Origin of the sequence: Moraxella tetraodonis, assembly GCF_022359095.1 — a bacterium.
Classification (GTDB): Bacteria; Pseudomonadota; Gammaproteobacteria; order Pseudomonadales; family Moraxellaceae; genus Faucicola; species Faucicola tetraodonis.
This window is the reverse complement of record NZ_JACSYB010000001.1, coordinates 584,226-602,325: the sequence shown is the minus strand read 5'-3', so window position 1 is coordinate 602,325 and position 18,100 is coordinate 584,226. Positions and strand designations below refer to the sequence as shown.

Below are 18,100 nucleotides of genomic sequence, written 5' to 3'. Positions count from 1 at the left end.
CATTCACCAAACTGGGATGTCCCATGGGCATCTCATCGGGTAAAAAATACGGAATCAAATCATGAATGAAATCTGTAAACTAGACGATATCATCCCTGAAACTGGCGTTTGTGCGCTAGTCAACGGCGAACAAGTTGCCATCTTTCGGACCCATCATGACGAAGTATATGCCATGCATAACTTTGACCCATTTAGCAAGGCTAACGTCATTTCTAGGGGGCTACTTGGTAGCTGTGAAATTGACGGACAAAAGGTACGATATGTCGCATCACCTATGTATAAACAACGTTTTGACTTGGCAACAGGTAAGTGTCTTGATGATGAGCGAGTTTCGTTAAGATCGTATCCTGTGAGCGTGACCAATGGCGTGGTGTTTATTTAACTAAATGCCGACAATATATAAAGGGGTATAGAAATCATGCCCCTTTATCTTTACCCCAATCAAACTACACCACTAATTGTTGATAATATTGCCGACTGGCATTTAACTCATTATATAGTGATACGACTTCGCCCATGATCATCACTGCAGGGGAAGGCAGTTTGGCAATATTTTGTAGCGTTTGAATGGTATCAAGTGTCCCGATTAATACCTGTTCATTCTCTCGGCTGACATTGGAGATAATTGCAAACGGAGTATTGGCTGATTTACCCGCTTGCAACAGACCTTGGGTTAAATTTGGCAAAGTATTTAATCCCATATAAAATACCACCGTTTGATTATCAGTAAGTAGTTCAGCGAATTGCTCGTTAGGCGTATCAGTCTTTAAAAACCCAGTAACAAACTTCACCGACTGGGCATGGTCACGATGAGTGAGCGGAATATTGACGCTATTGGCGACTGCTAGCGCGGTGGTAATGCCTGCAATCGACTCACAGGCTACACCAGCGCTAATCACGGTTTGCATTTCTTCACCGCCCCGTCCAAAGATAAATGGGTCGCCCGACTTTAAGCGTACAATAGTTTTGCCTTGTTGCGCTAGGGTGACCAATAAGCTATTGATGTCTTGCTGGGGCATGCTGTGCTTGTGGCATTTTTTTCCAACGTAAATTTTCTCTGCTGTTGGGTTAATCGCCAAAATCTCATCACTCACCAGATTGTCATAACAAATCACATCCGCTTGCAAGATGGTTTTATAGGCTTTGATGGTCAAGAGTTCAGGGTCACCTGTACCTGCACCAACAAGATACACTTTGCCCTGATTTTGTACAGCTTTTGCATGTCTGGGGGTTGTAAGAAGGTCAAAACGATTTTCTTTCACGCTGTCATGGGGAAAAAGTTCAACACTCACAGGGCTACTGATTGAAGGCATAGCAGTTTTCCAACATAATCAAACAAGGTAATTTAAAAATGCAATTAGCATGCCTAAATTTTAACCCATACCCTTAATTGATGAAATTATTTTTTATCCTGTTAATGTGAATAATTTCCCAAAATTTGACTTATTTATCCTATTTCATTGAGTGAGTTCAACGCCAAATCAAATTCATTTTTGGTATTAAAATTTGCTAAAGTTATCCATTCATTCGGCAATGCAGCGGTTTGTATTTTTTTATCCGCCAAAAACTTCATCACTGCGCGCTGCCCCTTATCCAAATAATCGTATAATTTTATTAATAAATCCGTACGATACAAACCCAACAATGGATAATCCTTTTCAGCTTTTAAATAAATCACCGCTTCATTATCGGTTACCGCATAATGCAACTTATCAAAAACTTGATGGGCATGAACCAAACTATCACAGCTTATCACCAGTAAATAATGGTAAGGAGACATGACTTGATTCATGGCACTTGCCATGGCTGATAACGCCCCTGCTCCTTTGCCATCTTGTTGATTTGGCAGATAATCATCAATGATTTTGACGGTTGCATCATGACATAAGCGCTTACCATTATCCGCCACCATGACAGGGACATTTAAGCGTTTGGCATGACGAATATGAAAATCAAGCAAAGTTTCGCCATTTGGCAAGCTTAATAACGCCTTGGGCGAACCCATCCGAGATGATTCACCCCCCGCCAAAATCACCACCCCTGCCAATTTAATGGTCATGTTTTGGATTTTCACGCATCAGATGCGGCACAAAGTTACATGGACGGGTACGGTTGTCGAGCTGTTCTTTGATAATGCCTTCCCAGCCTGTGCGACAGGCACCCGAAGAGCCAGGTAAACAAAAAATCACCGTATTATTCGCCATGCCTGCTAGGGCACGAGATTGCAAGGTTGACATGCCGATTTCATCACGAGATAACGCGCGAAACATCTCACCAAAACCTTGTACTTCTTTATCAAACAGCGGGCTTAGGGCTTCAGGGATTTGGTCACGGATATAAAAACCTGTCCCGCCTGTGGTAATGATAGCGTGAATCGCAGGGTCGGCAATCCATTGACTCACGATAGCACGGATTTGATAAATATCATCGGTGCGTATGGCTCGCTCTGCCAGGGTATGCCCTGATTCGACAAGGCTATCGGCTAGGTATTTACCAGAGGTATCTTCTTCTAAACTGCGGGTGTCTGATACAGTTAAGATTGCGATATTAAGCGCAATAAAAGGTTTTTCAGGCTTGCTCATTGGGGTTTCCTCATTATTTTATGGGCATACAATTTTACCGGCATATCAGATATTGCCATACATTAGGCATTTGTTATAGCGTTTTTGTTTGTAACGCATGTCTAGGCTGTCACTCTGTCAATTAATGCCCATTGGTTGACTGCCTAGACAGGCATCAGCTTTGCGACGCTTGCACCCGTCCATTTATGTTAATCAAGAAAAACAATATTAGTCATCTTTAGCCACCACGGGCGGACCGAGCAATAAGTGCTCATCAATAAACTCATTTGCTGAATTATGTTCAGCAGACTCTGTCGTGATATACCACTGTTGATTACGGTACAGGGTCAATCTATCGCGTGTTAGCCCTCGCCATAAACAATACATCATTACAAACACCACGATGGCAAACGGAAAGCCTGCAATAATTGCGACCGCTTGCAACGCAGATAACCCACCTGCCACCAATAATACTGCAGCAATCACCCCTTGGCTCAATGCCCAAAATAACCGCTGAATTTTTGGCGGATTGGTATCGCCGCCTGCGGTGAGCATATCAATCACAAGGCTTGCCGAATCTGACGAAGTGACAAACCACAACATAATCATCACCACAATCACCAGCGTCAAAGGCTTGGTTAAAGGATAATATTCAATCAGTTTAAAAATCGCACTACCATAATCGGCTTTGACTGCTTCTATCAGCCCATAATTGCCCATCAATTCCATATGTACCGCGCTGCCGCCAAAGGTGGTAAACCAAAAGAACAACAGCAGCATCGGGATAAATAACACCCCAAAAATAAACTCTCTGATAGTCCGACCCCGAGAAATACGCGCCACAAAAATTCCCACAAATGGCGACCAACTCACCCACCATGCCCAATAAAAAATCGTCCAATTTGCCTGCCAGTCCGTATTTCTATACGCCTCACTCCAAAATCCTAGTGGAATAAGTTGACTGACATAATTGCCGATATTTTCAATAAAACTATCGATGATAAACTGCGTCGGGCCAAAAAATAACATAAAGCCAAGCAGCAACACAGTCAGCACAATATTGATATCGCTTAAGCGTTTAATCCCTTTATCCAGCCCCATCATCACTGACAGCGTTGCCATCGCGGTAATAATTGCAATCAAACAAAGCTGTACCGGGACATTGTTGGGAATACCAAACACATTGCTAAAGCCTGCGTTGATTTGCATCGCACCCAGCCCCAAGGATGTCACCACCCCAAACATCGTGCCAAACACCGCAAGGGTATCAACCACATGCCCCCATTTGCCATAGATTTTTTGACCAATCAATGGGTACAGTACCGAGCGAATCGACAACGGCAAGCCACGGCGATAATGAAAATACGCTAATGACAATGCCACGACACAATACAACGCCCACGCATGAATTCCCCAATGCAAAAACGAAATACTCATCGCTTGTTTAGCTGTTTCTACGGTTTCGGCTTGCCCCGTCGGAGGCGACATAAAATGATACAAGGGCTCTGCCGTCCCCCAATACAACAGACCAATCCCAATCCCCGCACTAAACAGCATCCCAAACCATGACAGTAAGCTATACTCAGGATGCTCTGTCTGATGCCCAAGCCGAATATCGCCATAACGATTCAAGGCAATATATAGGCTAAACACCACCGCGACATTCATCAAAATGATAAAAAGCCAACGAAAACGGTGGGTAATAAAAGATTGCAGTTGGTTAAAAACCTCACCTGCCAACTCACCAAATAACGAACCAAAAATAATAAATCCGACAATCAGCAATGCGGAGGCAATAAAAACAGGACGATTAACCCGAGGGAAAGGGCCGAATTTTTCGACTTTCACAAAACTCATAAAGATATCTTTTCATTAGATTAACTGGAAAGCAACCTTAACAAATTATTTACAATATTTCAAATTACAGCAAGATTTCACAGGGCTTATATACCACAAAAACAGAACTAAGTTTTTGATTATAAAGGGTATATATCTTAACATACTGTAACATTTTAGTAGAGGAGAGAAAATGGGATTAGTTAATTCTATTTAACAATATAGTATAATTATAAAGTTTATGATTTAACATTCGTTACCTATATATCTGCTTTAATTTGACTAAATGACGCCTGATCTATGCTACGACCCCGTTGGATAATCGGATGATTTCAATGATGGGCTTAAGGAAAACGCATTGGCAATTTGGTAGTGAGGCGATGGGGATCTTGCGGTATAGCTCATGCGATAAAATGCGAGACTTTGTTGTTCGATTGCATGAATTTTGGTTGCCTGACAGCTTGTAATGAAATCCGCCTTTTAATTTTTACTGTACTTTTTGTATTTTAACAATTGGTTTTAATAATTGGCGGATGACTCTACAGACCATAAGCCAAAATTTTTGGTCACAAAATGGTCACGTTTTGGTCACAAGCGTTTGGTCACGTTATTTTTACTTAAATATTAAAAATAGATATCTTTTCAACTTAACAATCAAAATCAATTTTCTTAATTACATCAAGAGAAAAATGTATAAAATAATATATTTTTTAAAATCAATAACTTAGTATAAAATTTAAGCCAAAAAAAACCTCAAATCAGGGGAGATTTGAGGCATAAAACTTTAAAAATTTCGTTTTTAGTTCCACTAAAATAAGTGGCGCAGCGGACGGGACTCGAACCCGCGACCCCCGGCGTGACAGGCCGGTATTCTAACCAACTGAACTACCACTGCACGGTAGCTGGTGACGATGACCCAAACTTGTCAAATTGGTGGGTCGTGACGGATTCGAACCGCCGACATTCTGCGTGTAAGGCAGACGCTCTACCAACTGAGCTAACGACCCGTCGTCTGTGGTGGGTATTATAGAGAATTTATTTTTGCTGTCAACGATTTTTTTTGGCAAATATTAAAATTTTTAAAAAATTTTGCTGAGCATGTCATGTGGTTGTCACATAAAAACCTTATCATACCTACATGGCCAGCAAGGTCATAGCTAACAATAAGAATAATAAGATAACAATAATAACAATGTCTCTATCGCTTGTCACCCAAAGGATTTAATTCCCCCAATTAAATCCTTTTTATTTTTTTCTATCACCCCTTTTCTCACTTCTGCTCCAGTAGTGCTTTGATATCCGCTTCAAGATCTTGAGGGGCTTTGGTCGGTGCAAAACGATCTACGACTCTGCCGTGTGCATCAACTAAAAACTTGGTAAAGTTCCATTTGATAGCGTCACCCAACATACCCTTGCCTTGTGGCTGTGATTTTAAAAACTGATAAACAGGATGGGTGTCTTTACCATTGACGTCAACTTTCGCCATCATCGGAAAGGTCACGCCATAATTGATTTGGCAAAACTCACTAATTTGCGCTTCACTGCCAGGATCTTGCTGACCAAATTGGTTGCAGGGAAAACCCAACACCACCAATCCTTGGTCTTTGTAAGCTTGGTATAGCTTTTCTAACCCCTCAAACTGTGGGGTAAAGCCGCATTTGCTCGCGGTATTCACAATCAATACGACTTTACCTCTAAGGGTGTCAAAATCAAATAGCTGACCTCGAATATCGGTCGCGGACAATTGGTAAAAATCTTCCATAGTAAATCTCCTTGTCGTTAGTTAAAAAGTTGTTAATTAAAAAATTGTAAGTTTTTCTTGCATTATTTTTCTGACAAGCGTAGTTTATCTATTGGCAGTTATCCGCCAATATTTATACTTTAATTTTGTCAGTATTTCTGACAAAATATTGATAAAATTCATTGATATTCAAATGGAATTCCCCCGCTATGCTCACTGACGCTAAACTATCGGCTGGACAACGCTTGACGCAGCTGCGTAAAAGCAAAGGTTTGACCACTGCTGAACTTGCCGATTTAATGACCCAAGCTGGTGCTAAAGTTAGCCGTGCCGCGATTTCTAATTGGGAGCGCGGCTCCAATGGCATCGTGTCCAATAAACTGCCTGTGCTTGCCAGTCTGTTAGGCTGCAGCGAAAGCTATTTGCTATCAGGTACTAGGGTGGAAAGTCATAGTCATAACGTCAGTGTCAGCACGCAAGCATTAGCAGCGCATACGCTCAATGATACTACTGTAGCACAAGCATTAAGCGATGCCAATCAAGCGAACCCGTGGCAGGGTCAAACGGCTCAATCTACCGCTACGGCTGCTACCAATTTTCAACCCAACCATTCCACACCGAATCCCGAACCCAATCCCAAACCTAGTAGTGATGTATCTACCATGAAAACTTTGAACAAATCCAACAAACTGCAAAACGTGTGCTATGACATTCGCGGTCCTTTGCTACAAACTGCCAACCGCATGGAGACACAAGGTCATAAAATTATCAAACTCAATGTCGGCAACCCTGCCCCATTTGGGTTTGAAGCGCCGCAAGAGATTTTATCAGATGTGGCGATGAATTTGCCCAATGCGATTGGCTATTCAGACTCTCAAGGGATTTTTGCCGCGCGTAAAGCGATTTTGCAGTATTACCAAGCCAAAGGATTGTTAGAAGCGGTAGACGTTGCCGATGTGTATTTGGGCAATGGCGTTTCTGAACTGATTGTGATGACCATGCAAGCGTTACTGGATGATGGCGATGAAGTGCTGATTCCTATGCCTGACTACCCGCTTTGGACAGCGGCGACGAATTTGGCAGGGGGTAAAGCGGTTCATTATTTGTGTAATGAAGCAGACAACTGGCAGCCAGATATTGCCGATATCGAAAGCAAGATCAATGAACGCACCAAAGGCATTGTGGTCATCAACCCAAACAACCCAACAGGCGCGCTTTACTCTACCGAAAATTTAAAAAAAATCGTGGCACTGGCAGAAAAACACGGGCTTGTACTGATGGCGGATGAGATTTATGACCGCGTGCTGTATGATGATGCCGTGCATGTACCGTTGTGCACCCTTGCCAAAAACTGCTTGGTTATCTCCTATAATGGGTTGTCAAAGTCGCACCGTATCGCAGGTTTTCGCTCAGGCTGGATGATGTTATCGGGTAAAAAACACCATGCCGCTGATTTTATTGAAGGGTTAACCATGCTATCATCGATGCGGCTGTGTGCCAACGTCCCCTCACAATACGCGATTCAAACGGCGATGGGTGGCTATCAAAGTATGCAAGCCTTGACCGCACCAACCGGTCGCCTGTATCAGCAGCGTAACATCGCTATCGAGCGCCTAAACGCCATTAAAGGTATCTCATGTACCATGCCACAGGGGGCGTTTTATTGTTTCCCAAAAATTGACCGTGACATTTATCCAATCGAAGATGACATGCAGTTTATGATGGAATTATTACTACAAGAAAAAGTCTTGATGGTACAAGGTACGGGTTTTAACTGGCATGCACCTGACCATTTTCGCGTGGTATTTTTGCCCAATGCATCAGATTTGCATGAAGCGATGGATCGACTTGAGCGCTTTTTTGCCACAAAACGCCAAGAATATGGCACTGATTAATGTTTCAGTGAAAGAAAAAAACCCCGAATCATCGGGGTTTTTTATTGTCAGCAATTAATTACATCAAGCTATTGAGATAAAGCCGTTGGGATTAACCCAGTAACTCCGTTAAAAATACGGCGATGATACCAATCGGTGCGACAAATTTTACCACAATTTGCCAAATAGTCCATTTCATGCCATCGAGCCCCAATTCACGTTTTACCGATTCTTGGTTGATAAACCAGCCGATAAGGATAATGGTACCCAAACCAATCAAAGGTAGCATGATTTTACTGGACGTATAATCTAGCGCGTCAAAGATACCTTGTGGGATGTCTTTACCGTTTTTGTGGATAGTAAATACCGCAAAATCAGACAATTTATTGAATGACAATAACGCAAGTACACCCACTGCCCACGTTGCTACTGCCCCTACTATCGTGCAGATTTTACGGCTCATTGGGGTTTTTTCTTCCAAGAATTCGACAATGGGCTCAAGAATTGAAATCGACGACGTCAATGCCGCAAAAGTCAATAACAAGAAGAATAAAGTACCCACCACCACACCTAGGCTCATTTGACCAAAGGCGATTGGCAAGGTCACAAACACCAAACCGGGACCTGCCGCTGGATCAAGATGATTGCTAAATAAAATCGGGAAAATCGCAAGACCTGCCGCCAATGAGAAGATAATATCCCAAATAATCACCGTACGCGCGGTTGCCAATAAATCCACATCTTGTTTTAGGTATGAACCATAACTCACCATGATCGCCATACCCAGTGACAGACAGAAGAACGCATGTCCTAGCGCTGCCATCAGCACTTTACCCACACCCACTTCCTGCATACGCTGCAAATCAAACTTAAACAAGAACTCTGCGCCTTTGGCAAAATCCATATTAATCGCGTTATATCCCACGATAAATAATAGGATAAAAGCCAACGCAGGCATCATGATTTTTGATGCTTTCTCAATACCGGCTGATACACCACCTGCAACAATTAGCGCCGTCAAGCCCATAAACGCCGTGTGCCACAACGTCATTTCGGTTGGATTAGCTAACATTGTCTCAAAAATTTTGCCAGTGGCATCGGCATTGAGACCACCAAATGCATTGATACCAGCTTTTAAGGTGTAATTAAGCGACCAGCCGCCAATCACACTATAAAATGACAAAATCATAAAAGCGGCTAAAATACCAAAGTAGCCAAGCAGACTCCAAGCAGGTGAGGTGTTATTGGCAACTGCCGCTTTGCGGAAACTTGCCGCTGGGTTACTTTGTCCACGGCGACCAATCAGCCATTCAGTGACCAACACTGGAAAACCAATAAGCGCGATACTGATGATAAACACGATAACAAATGCCGAGCCACCGCTATCGCCTGTCATGTAAGGAAACTTCCAAATACTACCGAGACCGACCGCAGAACCCACGGCAGCCATTAAAAACCCAATCTTTGAGCTCCACTGGGAATGAGACGACTTGTGATTAGTGCTCATAATCCCTCCCTAATCGAATGTAAATAAATGAAAAAATTGCAACGAGAATCTTGCAGTATGTAGATTTTTCATGAATCAATAGTTAATGTCAAACTTTCTTTTCACAAAACCCAACCAAAAGTTATACAAGCAAGTCATTATTTTTTTACAGTTACATAAAATATAATAAAATCAAATATTTAAAATGGTTATTTTTAAAATTTATTAAACGCAAATTATTTTTATACTAAATATTACTTTTTGGAATAAATAATTCTTTCACCTATTTGATGGCGAATTTCTAGCAAAACCAAGCGGTTAATGTCAATGGTTTAAACTTGCACAATTGTGGGGATATGGATAGCAATTTTTTGCCATTGAAGGTAAAATTTCATTTTTAAAAATTGCACGCCCAAACGTGCTGACCGTTCGCAGAATGATGACAAGGGACTTATTGATGACGCAGCCTTATAACGTGTTATTCTTGTGCAAGCACAATGCTAGCCGTAGCCTAATGGCAGAAGCCATTTTGAATAAAATTGGCGGTGACCGTTTTGTAGCCTATAGCGCAGGCGTTGAGCCATCCCCTAGCGCGCATCCATTCACGCTTGAGGTATTAAAACAAGAAGGTTACGATATCGCAAGCTTAGCACCCAAATCCGTCAATCAGTTTTTACAAGATAACGCGCCAAAGATTGATTTGGTGATTGGGCTGTGCACTTCTTTACAGCAACATGCGGACATTGATGGCAAATTCCCGCTGACCGCACATTGGCATATCAATGATACCGACAGTGTATCAGTCGATAGTGATGTGGAAAAAGCCGCATTTAGCCAAGTATTACGCCAACTCTCTCAGCGCATCCATTTATTGACAAACTTGCCAGAAGATAAAATCGAACATTTAGCACATCCGCAAGCTGATGCCTAAAACACCTATTAGCGATTGACCACAAAAAAAGCCCAACTGTCTTGGGCTTTTCTTTTTTCTATTTTTTTTCTTTGCCTCTATCAATCTATCTATGAATCAACTTTTTGCTGCATTAGCGCTTCAATCGCGTCCGTTGTTTTTGGTACGTCACGGGTGAGAACCAGCGGCTCACCCTCGGTAATGACCACATCATCCTCAATTCGAATGCCTATACCCCGATATTTCTTGGGTACTAATGCATTGTCATGCGCAAAATACAAGCCTGGCTCTACGGTAATTACCATGCCTTTTTCAAGCTTTCTGGGTTTGCCGTCGTCGCCAGTATAGCGCCCTGCATCGTGGACATCTAAGCCAAGCCAATGCCCTGTGCCGTGCATATAAAACGGTAAGTAGGCTTTATCAGCAATCAACTCATCGACATCGCCTGTCAAAATCCCCAAATCAATTAAGCCTTGGGTCAGTACTTTGAGCGCAGTTTCATGATGGATTTTGCCATGTTCACCTACTTTTAGGCTGTTGATGGCGGCGATATTGGCATTTAGCACAATATCATACACCTGTTTTTGCACGTCACTGAACTTGCCACTCACAGGAAAAGTACGGCTGATATCACCGGCATAATGTTGGTATTCGGCGCCCGCATCTATCATCACCAAGTCGCCATCGTGCAGCGGTTGGTCGTTTTCGACATAGTGCAAAATATTGGCATTATCGCCGCCCGCCACGATACTATTGTAAGAGGGTACGCAGCCGTATTGGGCAAAAGCATAGTTGACCTCAGCTTCCAGTCTGCTTTCGTTCCCCTGATTTTTCTGCATCAAGGGTGCCACACTTTGCATGGCACGAATATGCCCGTAAGCACTGATTTGGGCGGCGACTTTCATGCGTGCAATTTCACACTCATCTTTTATCAGCCGCATTTCATTGATAAGGCCATCAATATTGGTGATGGTATCGACCAAACCTTCGCCGCGCTGCAGTTGCTTGGCTTGATTAAGCCAGCCAATCAGCTCATTATTAAAGCGGGCAAACACGTGTTTTTTACCATAAATCAAGGTTGGCATCACCTCATCAATTCTGCCAATGGCAATCGCTTTATCCGCGCCAAAATCTGCGGTTGCACCCTCAATCCCCACCCGTTTACCATCCCAAATCTCACGTAGTTTGTCTTTCTCACGTAAAAATAACGTGTAGTTGACGGTATGGTCAGTTTTTTCCAAAACCATGACGGATTCTGGCTCGGTAAAGCCTGTCAGGTAGAAAAAACTGCTGTCGGCGCGGTATTTGTACTCAGCATCGTTATTGCGGATATGCGCGGGTGCGGTTTGCAAAATCGCAATGCTATTGTCTGGCAAGGCTTCAGCAAGTTTGGCACGGCGTTTGGCAAATTGACTTTGGGGAAGCTTTGGCAACAACTCTATAGTTAATTGATTTGACATGATATTTCCAAAAATTTTTAATGGCTGTCACAGCATTGTTGAAGAATTTGCTGTAAGAAACTTTCGCATTTTGCTAGTTGGTTTAGACTGACAAACTCATTGGCTTTATGGGCATTGCCAATATCGCCAGGTCCACAGATCACCGTCGGAATGCCTGCATTGGTAAACTGCCCGCCTTCGGTGGCATACGCCACTTTATGGCGCTGCTGTTCATCTACCAAATTTTCTATGAGCTGTTGCAAGGCTTGGCTATCTTTATCGGTCATCGCAGGGACATTTTCGTTGCGAGTTAGCTCAATGCTCGTGTCGCTGCCAATGGCGTGCATCTTAGGCTCAAGGGTTTTGATAAAGGCGCGAATCGGCTCAATCACTTGGCTTTCATTCATGTGCGGCAAATTGCGATAATCAAAGGTGAATTCGCACAGGTTGGGCACGATATTGGTTGCCGTACCGCCGGTAATAGTGCCCACTGACAAGGTCGAAAATGGTACGTCAAACGCCATGTCTTGGTCGTTACGTTGTTGCAATTGTTCGGCTAGTTCATCAATAAAATTGATAATTTTGCTGGCATAGCTGATGGCATTGACGCCTTGCGGGGTCAGCGATGAATGCACTGATTTGCCATGCACACGGCAGCGATACACTTGGATGCCTTTATGCGCGGTGACCATTTTCATCATGGTCGGCTCACCGACGATACAGTAGTCGGGCTTAATCCCTTGCGCTTTTAAATCTGCAAGCAGTAATGGCGCACCCAAACAACCCACTTCTTCGTCATACGACAGTGCCAGATGAATGGGTTTGCCGAGCCTCTTATCGCGGCTTACTTGCACCACAGTGGGTAACAGGGTTAAGGCACAAGCAATAAAGCCTTTCATATCACAAGCCCCACGCCCGTATAGCTTATCTTCCACAATAGTCGCCACAAACGGATCGGTATTCCATGCCTGCCCATCAACGGGCACCACATCGGTATGCCCCGAAAACACAAAACCCCCTGTCGTTACGGTATCACCCTTACCCATCACAGGGACAGTCACAAAGAGGTTGGCTTTGGTATTATCGGCATTAAAGGTCAAACGTGGCGACAATCCCAACTGCTCACAATAGCCCGCCACATACTCAATCAATTGCAAATTGGAGTCGCGACTGACAGTGTTAAAACCAATCAGCTTTGTTAACCAGTCTACTGCGTTGGATGGATAGCCCATAGTCGTTCCATTTTTCTCAAATTTTAAACCATTACAACACCCTATCAGGGTAAATCTAGTCGAAATAGGGTATTAGCATCAATTCGGCTTTTTACCGGTCATGGCATCTATGACCATATGGGTAACAAAATCATCATTGGTATCTTTTTCTGCTTCCCAATCAAGTTCATCATCACGTAGCTGCTCAATAAAATCCAAATGCTCCTCATCAATCTCTTGGGCTTTGCCCACAGGGCGATTCATGGCAAATCCTGCGATAAGCGGCAATTTGGCGACTGATTTACGCACCCGCCCTTGTGACACACTCACAGGAATCATGCGCACAAACTCAAGTAGCTCCATATATTCAACTTCACCTTCAGCATTGTCTGTCCCTTGCAGTGCCTCATCATACTCATCAACCCGCAGCGCGCCGATTTTTGCCAAGTCATTAAATAGGCTATTTTCTTCCGGACGTAGCGCACTATCGGTGACACCAAAGCCTGTCAAAAAGCCATTTGCCCAGTTCTTAAGTGCCATCAAACGCTCATAGAGTGGATGGTCGTCATCAGGCAACAACGGCATAAACTGGTAGCTATCAGCATCATCGGTTAACACCGCCACCATATCCTCGCCCTCTTCGGTCACTATCTCTAACGCTTTTGGCTCAAGCTCGGTAAAGCTCAGCTCAGTCAGTAGCAGTTGCCACTCTTGCTCGGTTGGCGCATCACACACACTGAGCACCCCTGAGATTAGCCCATGTAACTCACTAATGGTGACGTCATGCCAATCCTCAAATGCTTGTGTCCAATCTTGCCAACCCGAAATATAATCATCCATCGCTTTACCCTTTTCTCACAAAAAATTATATCGACATTGAGATAATACTAGCCTTAATGCGGTCAACTATGGCATTATTAAAGTGGTAAAATAATATAAGTATCACTCAAATTTTAAGCCTTCACGCTATAGTTATACCAAAAAAACCTTTTGCTATTCATGTCACTGAGCGCCCATCATATCGCTCTTGATGATTTACTTGATTATTCACTCGATTACTGACTAGACATCATATCATGAGCACCCTAATTGACCAACTGACCCAGCTACAAACCGCATTGACTAAGCTTCGCGATAAATATCAATTCGCCAGTAGCGAGCTAACCCGTATTAAAGCGCAGCCAACCATTACCGCAGACCAACTGCAAGCGGTACAAGCTGAGCTCGATAGCAGCAAAGAACTTCAGCAAAATTTGGAACAACAACTTGCCAGACAAGCCGAAGAGTATCAAGCCCTCGAGCAGCGCTATCAGTCACTTGCCGAATCTCACAACATGCTAAGTACCGAATACGAACAAACCCAAAACCAATTACAGATTTTTACCGCACGAAATCAAAAACTGATTGAAAAAAATCGCGTTGCGGCAGAGCATACCAAGCTTGTGTTAGAGCGCTTGGCAAAAATTGACAGCGAAAACTAACCCGCCTCGCCCCTATTTAAGCCAGCCTTAGTGATGTTTAAAACATTTGAATACGTTAGGAAAATTTTATGGCATCTGCCCAAAGCATTAAAAAAGTTGATATCCTGATCAATGGTCGTAGCTATACCATCAACTGCCCAGAATCGGAAGAGCCTGCGTTGCAGCGTGCGGCAAGCTATATTAACCAGTTTATGCAAGAGGTACGCCGCCAAGCGCCTCAGCTACCCCAAGAAGAATTATTGGTACTGTGCGCGTTGACCTTGTTTGAAAAATCAGAAAACTTACAACGCTATCAAGAAAACGAAAGCCAAGCGCAAGACCTGGTGGGTAAAATGTTAGAAGACGTTGCCCGTTTTGCCTAACGTCTGTAATATAAAATAAAATTCGACTAATTTTGAGCGCGCTGGTAGTGTTTGCCAGCATGAAAATCCGCTTGGTGTTCTTGATTACAAAAGAACTTATCCCCTTCTACAATCCCTCGCCACTCTGCCAAGGTATGATGGCAAAAATCACACGCTCGCAGCTCGGTACTCTCGCCTGGCTGCGGTCGCAAGTAGCCTTGCGGTGGTCGCGGATACATCCATTTCATCCCAACCCAGCTAAGCCCCATAATTACCAAAACCACAAAAATTGCGGTAAACATCGCTTCACCTCATTGTCTCATGAACGAATTATTGTTGCCAATTAAGCGTTATGACTGCCTGTTAATTAGCATTGTAAGGTTTGATTATACTGCAAAAAATCGCGCATTGATGGGTTATTCGTGCTATGTTTAGGCTAATTTTACCAGTTGTAGCATTTTTCGGTTGTAGCATCTAAAGATTGCAATTGTAAACATATCATAAAGCGATATAATGTAGAATAATTTTATCTTGTAATGCCATCGCTGTTGCCACCCATAATTATAATAGCGGCATCATGCTTGCCTACCGTTCTAGACGGCTATGACTAAAGGGATGACCCCATAATAAATTTTTACTGAAGGATTTTTCATGTCACACCTTGATTTAACCCCAGATGATAGCGTACCAACGCAGCTACCGAGTGAGTCAATGACTGCCAAAGCTACTACGCCAAACCATGCGCCCACGGCTGATACTAGCAATGCACCAAGCCAACCCGCAAACCCACAGCCAGTTTCTCAAAAACCTGCTCAGCCAACTTCTCAATCAGTTTCTCAGTCAACCTCTCCATCATCAAGTCAGTCATCAAACCAACCGACTAGCCAAGCAGATTCTATGGTGGGGCTAAAAATTGCGGTGGCACAGCAGCAATTTATTGTCGGCGATGTCATCAACAATGCCAAAAAAATGGTAGAACTGGCTAAAGACGCCCGTGACAAGGGTGCCAATATCATTGTCTTTCCTGAGTTATCACTGCTGGGTTATCCGCCTGAAGATTTGTTATTACGTCCAAGTCTTGCCTCACGCGTGAAACTTGCTTTTGAATTGCTCTACACGGTCAAAGACATCGTGATGCTAGTGGGCTATCCGCACATTGACCCCAATGGCACGTTTAACTCAGTGGCTATCATTCACAATGGTCAGCAAAAAGGCTTTTATCACAAACAATGTTTGCCAAACTATGGCGTATTTGATGAACGCCGCTATTTTAATACCGGTCACAACCAAGTGTTATTTGACTATCAAGGACTCACCATCGGACTACTTATCTGTGAAGACTTATGGCAAGACGCGCCCATTCGCGCACTCAAAGAAAAAGGTGCGGAAATCATCATCAGCCTCAATGCCTCGCCCTTTGAGCAAAACAAGCAAGAACAACGTAAGGCTTTATTAAAAAGTCGTGCCACTGAGCACAATATCCCGATTGTGTATGCCAATAGCGTGGGCGGTCAAGATGACTTGGTGTTTGATGGCGGCTCGATGGTCGTCAACGCTCAAGGTAAAATCGTGCAAGAAGCGCCAAGATTTTTGCAGCATACCCTGTATGTGGTTGCTCGTCACGATGCCCAAAGCGGTCAAGTGATATTATCAGAACAGCGCAAATCACCGCTTGCACTCAGCCAAATCGCTGAAACTTATCAAGCGCTGGTTGTCGGCTTGCGTGATTATGTCAATCATTCTGGCTTTAAAGGCGTATTGGTTGGGTTGTCAGGCGGGATAGATTCGGCGCTCACGCTATGCATCGCCGTTGATGCACTGGGTGCAGATAAAGTTTATGCAGTCATGATGCCCTATGAATACACCTCGCAAATCAGCCTGCAAGATGCGCAGGCGCAGGCACACCGACTCAACGTGTCTTATACCGTGTGCCCGATTCATGCCGCTGTTGAAGGCATGCGTCATACGCTAGAGCCGATGTTTAGCAACACCAGCGCCGACACCACGGAAGAAAATATCCAAGCCCGTGCGCGTGGCATGATTTTGATGGCATTGTCCAACAAATTTGGTCATCTGGTCATCACCACTGGCAACAAGTCAGAGATGGCCGTGGGCTATGCGACACTATATGGAGATATGGCAGGCGGATTTGATGTCTTAAAAGATGTGTATAAAACCCAAGTATACGCCCTCGCCAACTATCGCAACCGCCTAGAAGAAACGCCGGTGATTCCTGAGCGTGTGATTACGCGTCCGCCTTCTGCCGAGCTTCGCCCTGACCAAAAAGACCAAGACAGTCTGCCTGATTATGATACCCTCGATAAAATGCTGGAGCTGTATATCGATCGCGACTTTGGGTATGATGCGATTGTAGAAGCCGGTTATGATAAAGATGTGGTGAAAAAAGTACTCAGTATGGTAGACCGCAATGAGTACAAACGTCGTCAAGCGGCGATTGGCACCAAGATTACCCACCGCGCCTTTGGGCGTGAGCGTCGTTACCCACTCGTCAATCACTGGTCGCTAGAGTTTCCAAAACTCTAATTTCCAAAGATCTAAGGCGAGACAACATAAAAAGACTGCAATTTGGCAGTCTTTTTTTTCATCTGTCGCAAAGCATTTATCACAAAGCATATATCGTAAAGCTTGCGCGACAGTTAGGTCATTGTCACATCCAAATGCAAGCTTTCTTTAATCTCTTCCATCACAATCAAACTGTGGGTTTCCACCGCCGCTGGCAATTGCTTTAAGATATTGCCCAGTAACTTGCGGTAAGAACTCATCTCTTTTAGCCGCGCTTTGACCAAAAAATCAAACTCACCCGAAATCAAATGACATTCCAGTATCTCGGGAATTTCTGACAGTTTTTTGCTCACTTGCTCAAAGACATCGCCTGACTTGGTGGATAACTTTATCTCTAAAAACACCAACAAGCTTTTATTGACCAAATTTGGATTTAACCGCGCATGATAACCTGTAATAATACCTTCACGCTCCAAGCGCTTAACCCTGTCTGAGCAAGGCGTGGTTGATAGGTTAACTTTGGCGGCCAATTCGCTGATAGAAATTCTGGCTTGCTGTTGCAAGATTTCAAGGATTAAACGGTCGGTACGGTCTAAAGTACGCATAGCAAAATGAAAACCCTGTTTTTTGATGATTGACATGATAAAACCGATAATATCAGCAAAATTCTAGCATAAAAACAGCAAAATTCACTGCA

Annotated in this window: 17 protein-coding genes and 2 tRNA genes; 6 read left to right on the top strand and 13 right to left on the bottom strand. The window is 43.6% G+C overall.

Going from position 1 to position 18,100, the window contains the following annotated elements; genetic code table 11:
- Nucleotides 1-61: 61 nt before the first annotated feature.
- Entirely contained in the window at nt 62-382 is a 321-nt protein-coding gene (nirD, locus tag H9W84_RS02720) for a nitrite reductase small subunit NirD (protein WP_239741549.1), read from the top strand.
- Between the two features lie 64 nt (nt 383-446).
- Here nirD and cobA read toward each other — a convergent pair whose 3' ends face one another.
- The 7 genes from cobA to H9W84_RS02685 all read right to left on the bottom strand — a co-directional run bounded on the left by cobA (nt 447) and on the right by H9W84_RS02685 (nt 6,159).
- The gene (gene cobA, locus H9W84_RS02715) at nt 447-1,313 is read right to left on the bottom strand and encodes a uroporphyrinogen-III C-methyltransferase (protein ID WP_239741548.1); all 867 of its coding nucleotides are present in this window, start codon (nt 1,311-1,313) and stop codon (nt 447-449) included.
- 134 nt (nt 1,314-1,447) lie between these two features.
- Nucleotides 1,448-2,059 carry a molybdenum cofactor guanylyltransferase gene (mobA, locus tag H9W84_RS02710; protein ID WP_239741547.1) on the bottom strand — a complete coding sequence of 204 codons (612 nt, stop codon included), beginning with the start codon at nt 2,057-2,059 and terminating at the stop codon, nt 1,448-1,450.
- On the bottom strand, nt 2,049-2,582 hold the full coding sequence (gene moaB, locus H9W84_RS02705; RefSeq protein WP_007115945.1) for a molybdenum cofactor biosynthesis protein B: 534 nt from the start codon (nt 2,580-2,582) through the stop codon (nt 2,049-2,051). The genes mobA and moaB overlap by 11 nt, the downstream gene beginning before the upstream one ends.
- 207 nt (nt 2,583-2,789) lie before the next feature.
- Nucleotides 2,790-4,418, bottom strand: coding sequence for a BCCT family transporter (locus H9W84_RS02700; RefSeq protein WP_239741546.1), 1,629 nt, complete (start codon nt 4,416-4,418; stop codon nt 2,790-2,792).
- Between the two features lie 797 nt (nt 4,419-5,215).
- A tRNA-Asp gene (locus tag H9W84_RS02695) sits at nt 5,216-5,292 on the bottom strand.
- 36 nt (nt 5,293-5,328) lie between these two features.
- Nucleotides 5,329-5,404: transfer RNA gene (locus H9W84_RS02690), tRNA-Val, on the bottom strand.
- Nucleotides 5,405-5,667: 263 nt separating this feature from the next.
- Entirely contained in the window at nt 5,668-6,159 is a 492-nt protein-coding gene (locus tag H9W84_RS02685) for a glutathione peroxidase (RefSeq protein ID WP_239741545.1), read from the bottom strand.
- A gap of 188 nt (nt 6,160-6,347) precedes the next feature.
- Here H9W84_RS02685 and H9W84_RS02675 point away from each other — a divergent pair, with 188 nt between their 5' ends.
- The gene (locus H9W84_RS02675; protein ID WP_275579710.1) at nt 6,348-8,033 is read left to right on the top strand and encodes an aminotransferase class I/II-fold pyridoxal phosphate-dependent enzyme; all 1,686 of its coding nucleotides are present in this window, start codon (nt 6,348-6,350) and stop codon (nt 8,031-8,033) included.
- 91 nt (nt 8,034-8,124) lie between these two features.
- Here the strand turns inward: H9W84_RS02675 and H9W84_RS02670 are convergent, their stop codons facing one another.
- A complete protein-coding gene (locus H9W84_RS02670) occupies nt 8,125-9,519 on the bottom strand; it encodes a sodium-dependent transporter (protein ID WP_095356904.1) in 1,395 nt (464 codons plus the stop codon).
- 436 nt (nt 9,520-9,955) lie between these two features.
- On the opposite strand from H9W84_RS02670, the gene H9W84_RS02665 reads away from it, so the two are divergent.
- On the top strand, nt 9,956-10,429 hold the full coding sequence (locus H9W84_RS02665; RefSeq protein ID WP_239741544.1) for an arsenate reductase ArsC: 474 nt from the start codon (nt 9,956-9,958) through the stop codon (nt 10,427-10,429).
- Nucleotides 10,430-10,518: 89 nt separating this feature from the next.
- On the opposite strand, the gene H9W84_RS02660 is transcribed toward H9W84_RS02665, so the two are convergent.
- From H9W84_RS02660 to H9W84_RS02650, 3 genes are all read right to left on the bottom strand, one after another.
- Complete coding sequence (locus H9W84_RS02660; protein WP_239741543.1) at nt 10,519-11,868, bottom strand: aminopeptidase P N-terminal domain-containing protein; 1,350 nt, start codon at nt 11,866-11,868, stop codon at nt 10,519-10,521.
- 17 nt (nt 11,869-11,885) lie between these two features.
- A complete protein-coding gene (gene argE / locus H9W84_RS02655; protein ID WP_239741542.1) occupies nt 11,886-13,079 on the bottom strand; it encodes an acetylornithine deacetylase in 1,194 nt (397 codons plus the stop codon).
- Between the two features lie 78 nt (nt 13,080-13,157).
- Nucleotides 13,158-13,898 (bottom strand): UPF0149 family protein, encoded by a 741-nt coding sequence (locus H9W84_RS02650; RefSeq protein ID WP_239741541.1) that lies wholly within the window; start codon nt 13,896-13,898, stop codon nt 13,158-13,160.
- Between the two features lie 236 nt (nt 13,899-14,134).
- Between H9W84_RS02650 and H9W84_RS02645 the strand changes: the two genes are divergently transcribed.
- A complete protein-coding gene (locus tag H9W84_RS02645; RefSeq protein ID WP_060996064.1) occupies nt 14,135-14,539 on the top strand; it encodes a hypothetical protein in 405 nt (134 codons plus the stop codon).
- 68 nt (nt 14,540-14,607) lie between these two features.
- The gene (locus H9W84_RS02640) at nt 14,608-14,901 is read left to right on the top strand and encodes a cell division protein ZapA (protein ID WP_007115956.1); all 294 of its coding nucleotides are present in this window, start codon (nt 14,608-14,610) and stop codon (nt 14,899-14,901) included.
- 26 nt (nt 14,902-14,927) lie between these two features.
- On the opposite strand, the gene H9W84_RS02635 is transcribed toward H9W84_RS02640, so the two are convergent.
- Complete coding sequence (locus tag H9W84_RS02635) at nt 14,928-15,182, bottom strand: hypothetical protein (protein ID WP_065264155.1); 255 nt, start codon at nt 15,180-15,182, stop codon at nt 14,928-14,930.
- Nucleotides 15,183-15,777: 595 nt separating this feature from the next.
- Here H9W84_RS02635 and H9W84_RS02630 point away from each other — a divergent pair.
- Complete coding sequence (locus tag H9W84_RS02630; RefSeq protein WP_239743601.1) at nt 15,778-17,424, top strand: NAD+ synthase; 1,647 nt, start codon at nt 15,778-15,780, stop codon at nt 17,422-17,424.
- A 113-nt stretch (nt 17,425-17,537) separates the two neighbouring features.
- Here the strand turns inward: H9W84_RS02630 and H9W84_RS02625 are convergent, their stop codons facing one another.
- Nucleotides 17,538-18,008, bottom strand: coding sequence for a winged helix-turn-helix transcriptional regulator (locus H9W84_RS02625; protein WP_076775290.1), 471 nt, complete (start codon nt 18,006-18,008; stop codon nt 17,538-17,540).
- Nucleotides 18,009-18,100: the final 92 nt, after the last annotated feature.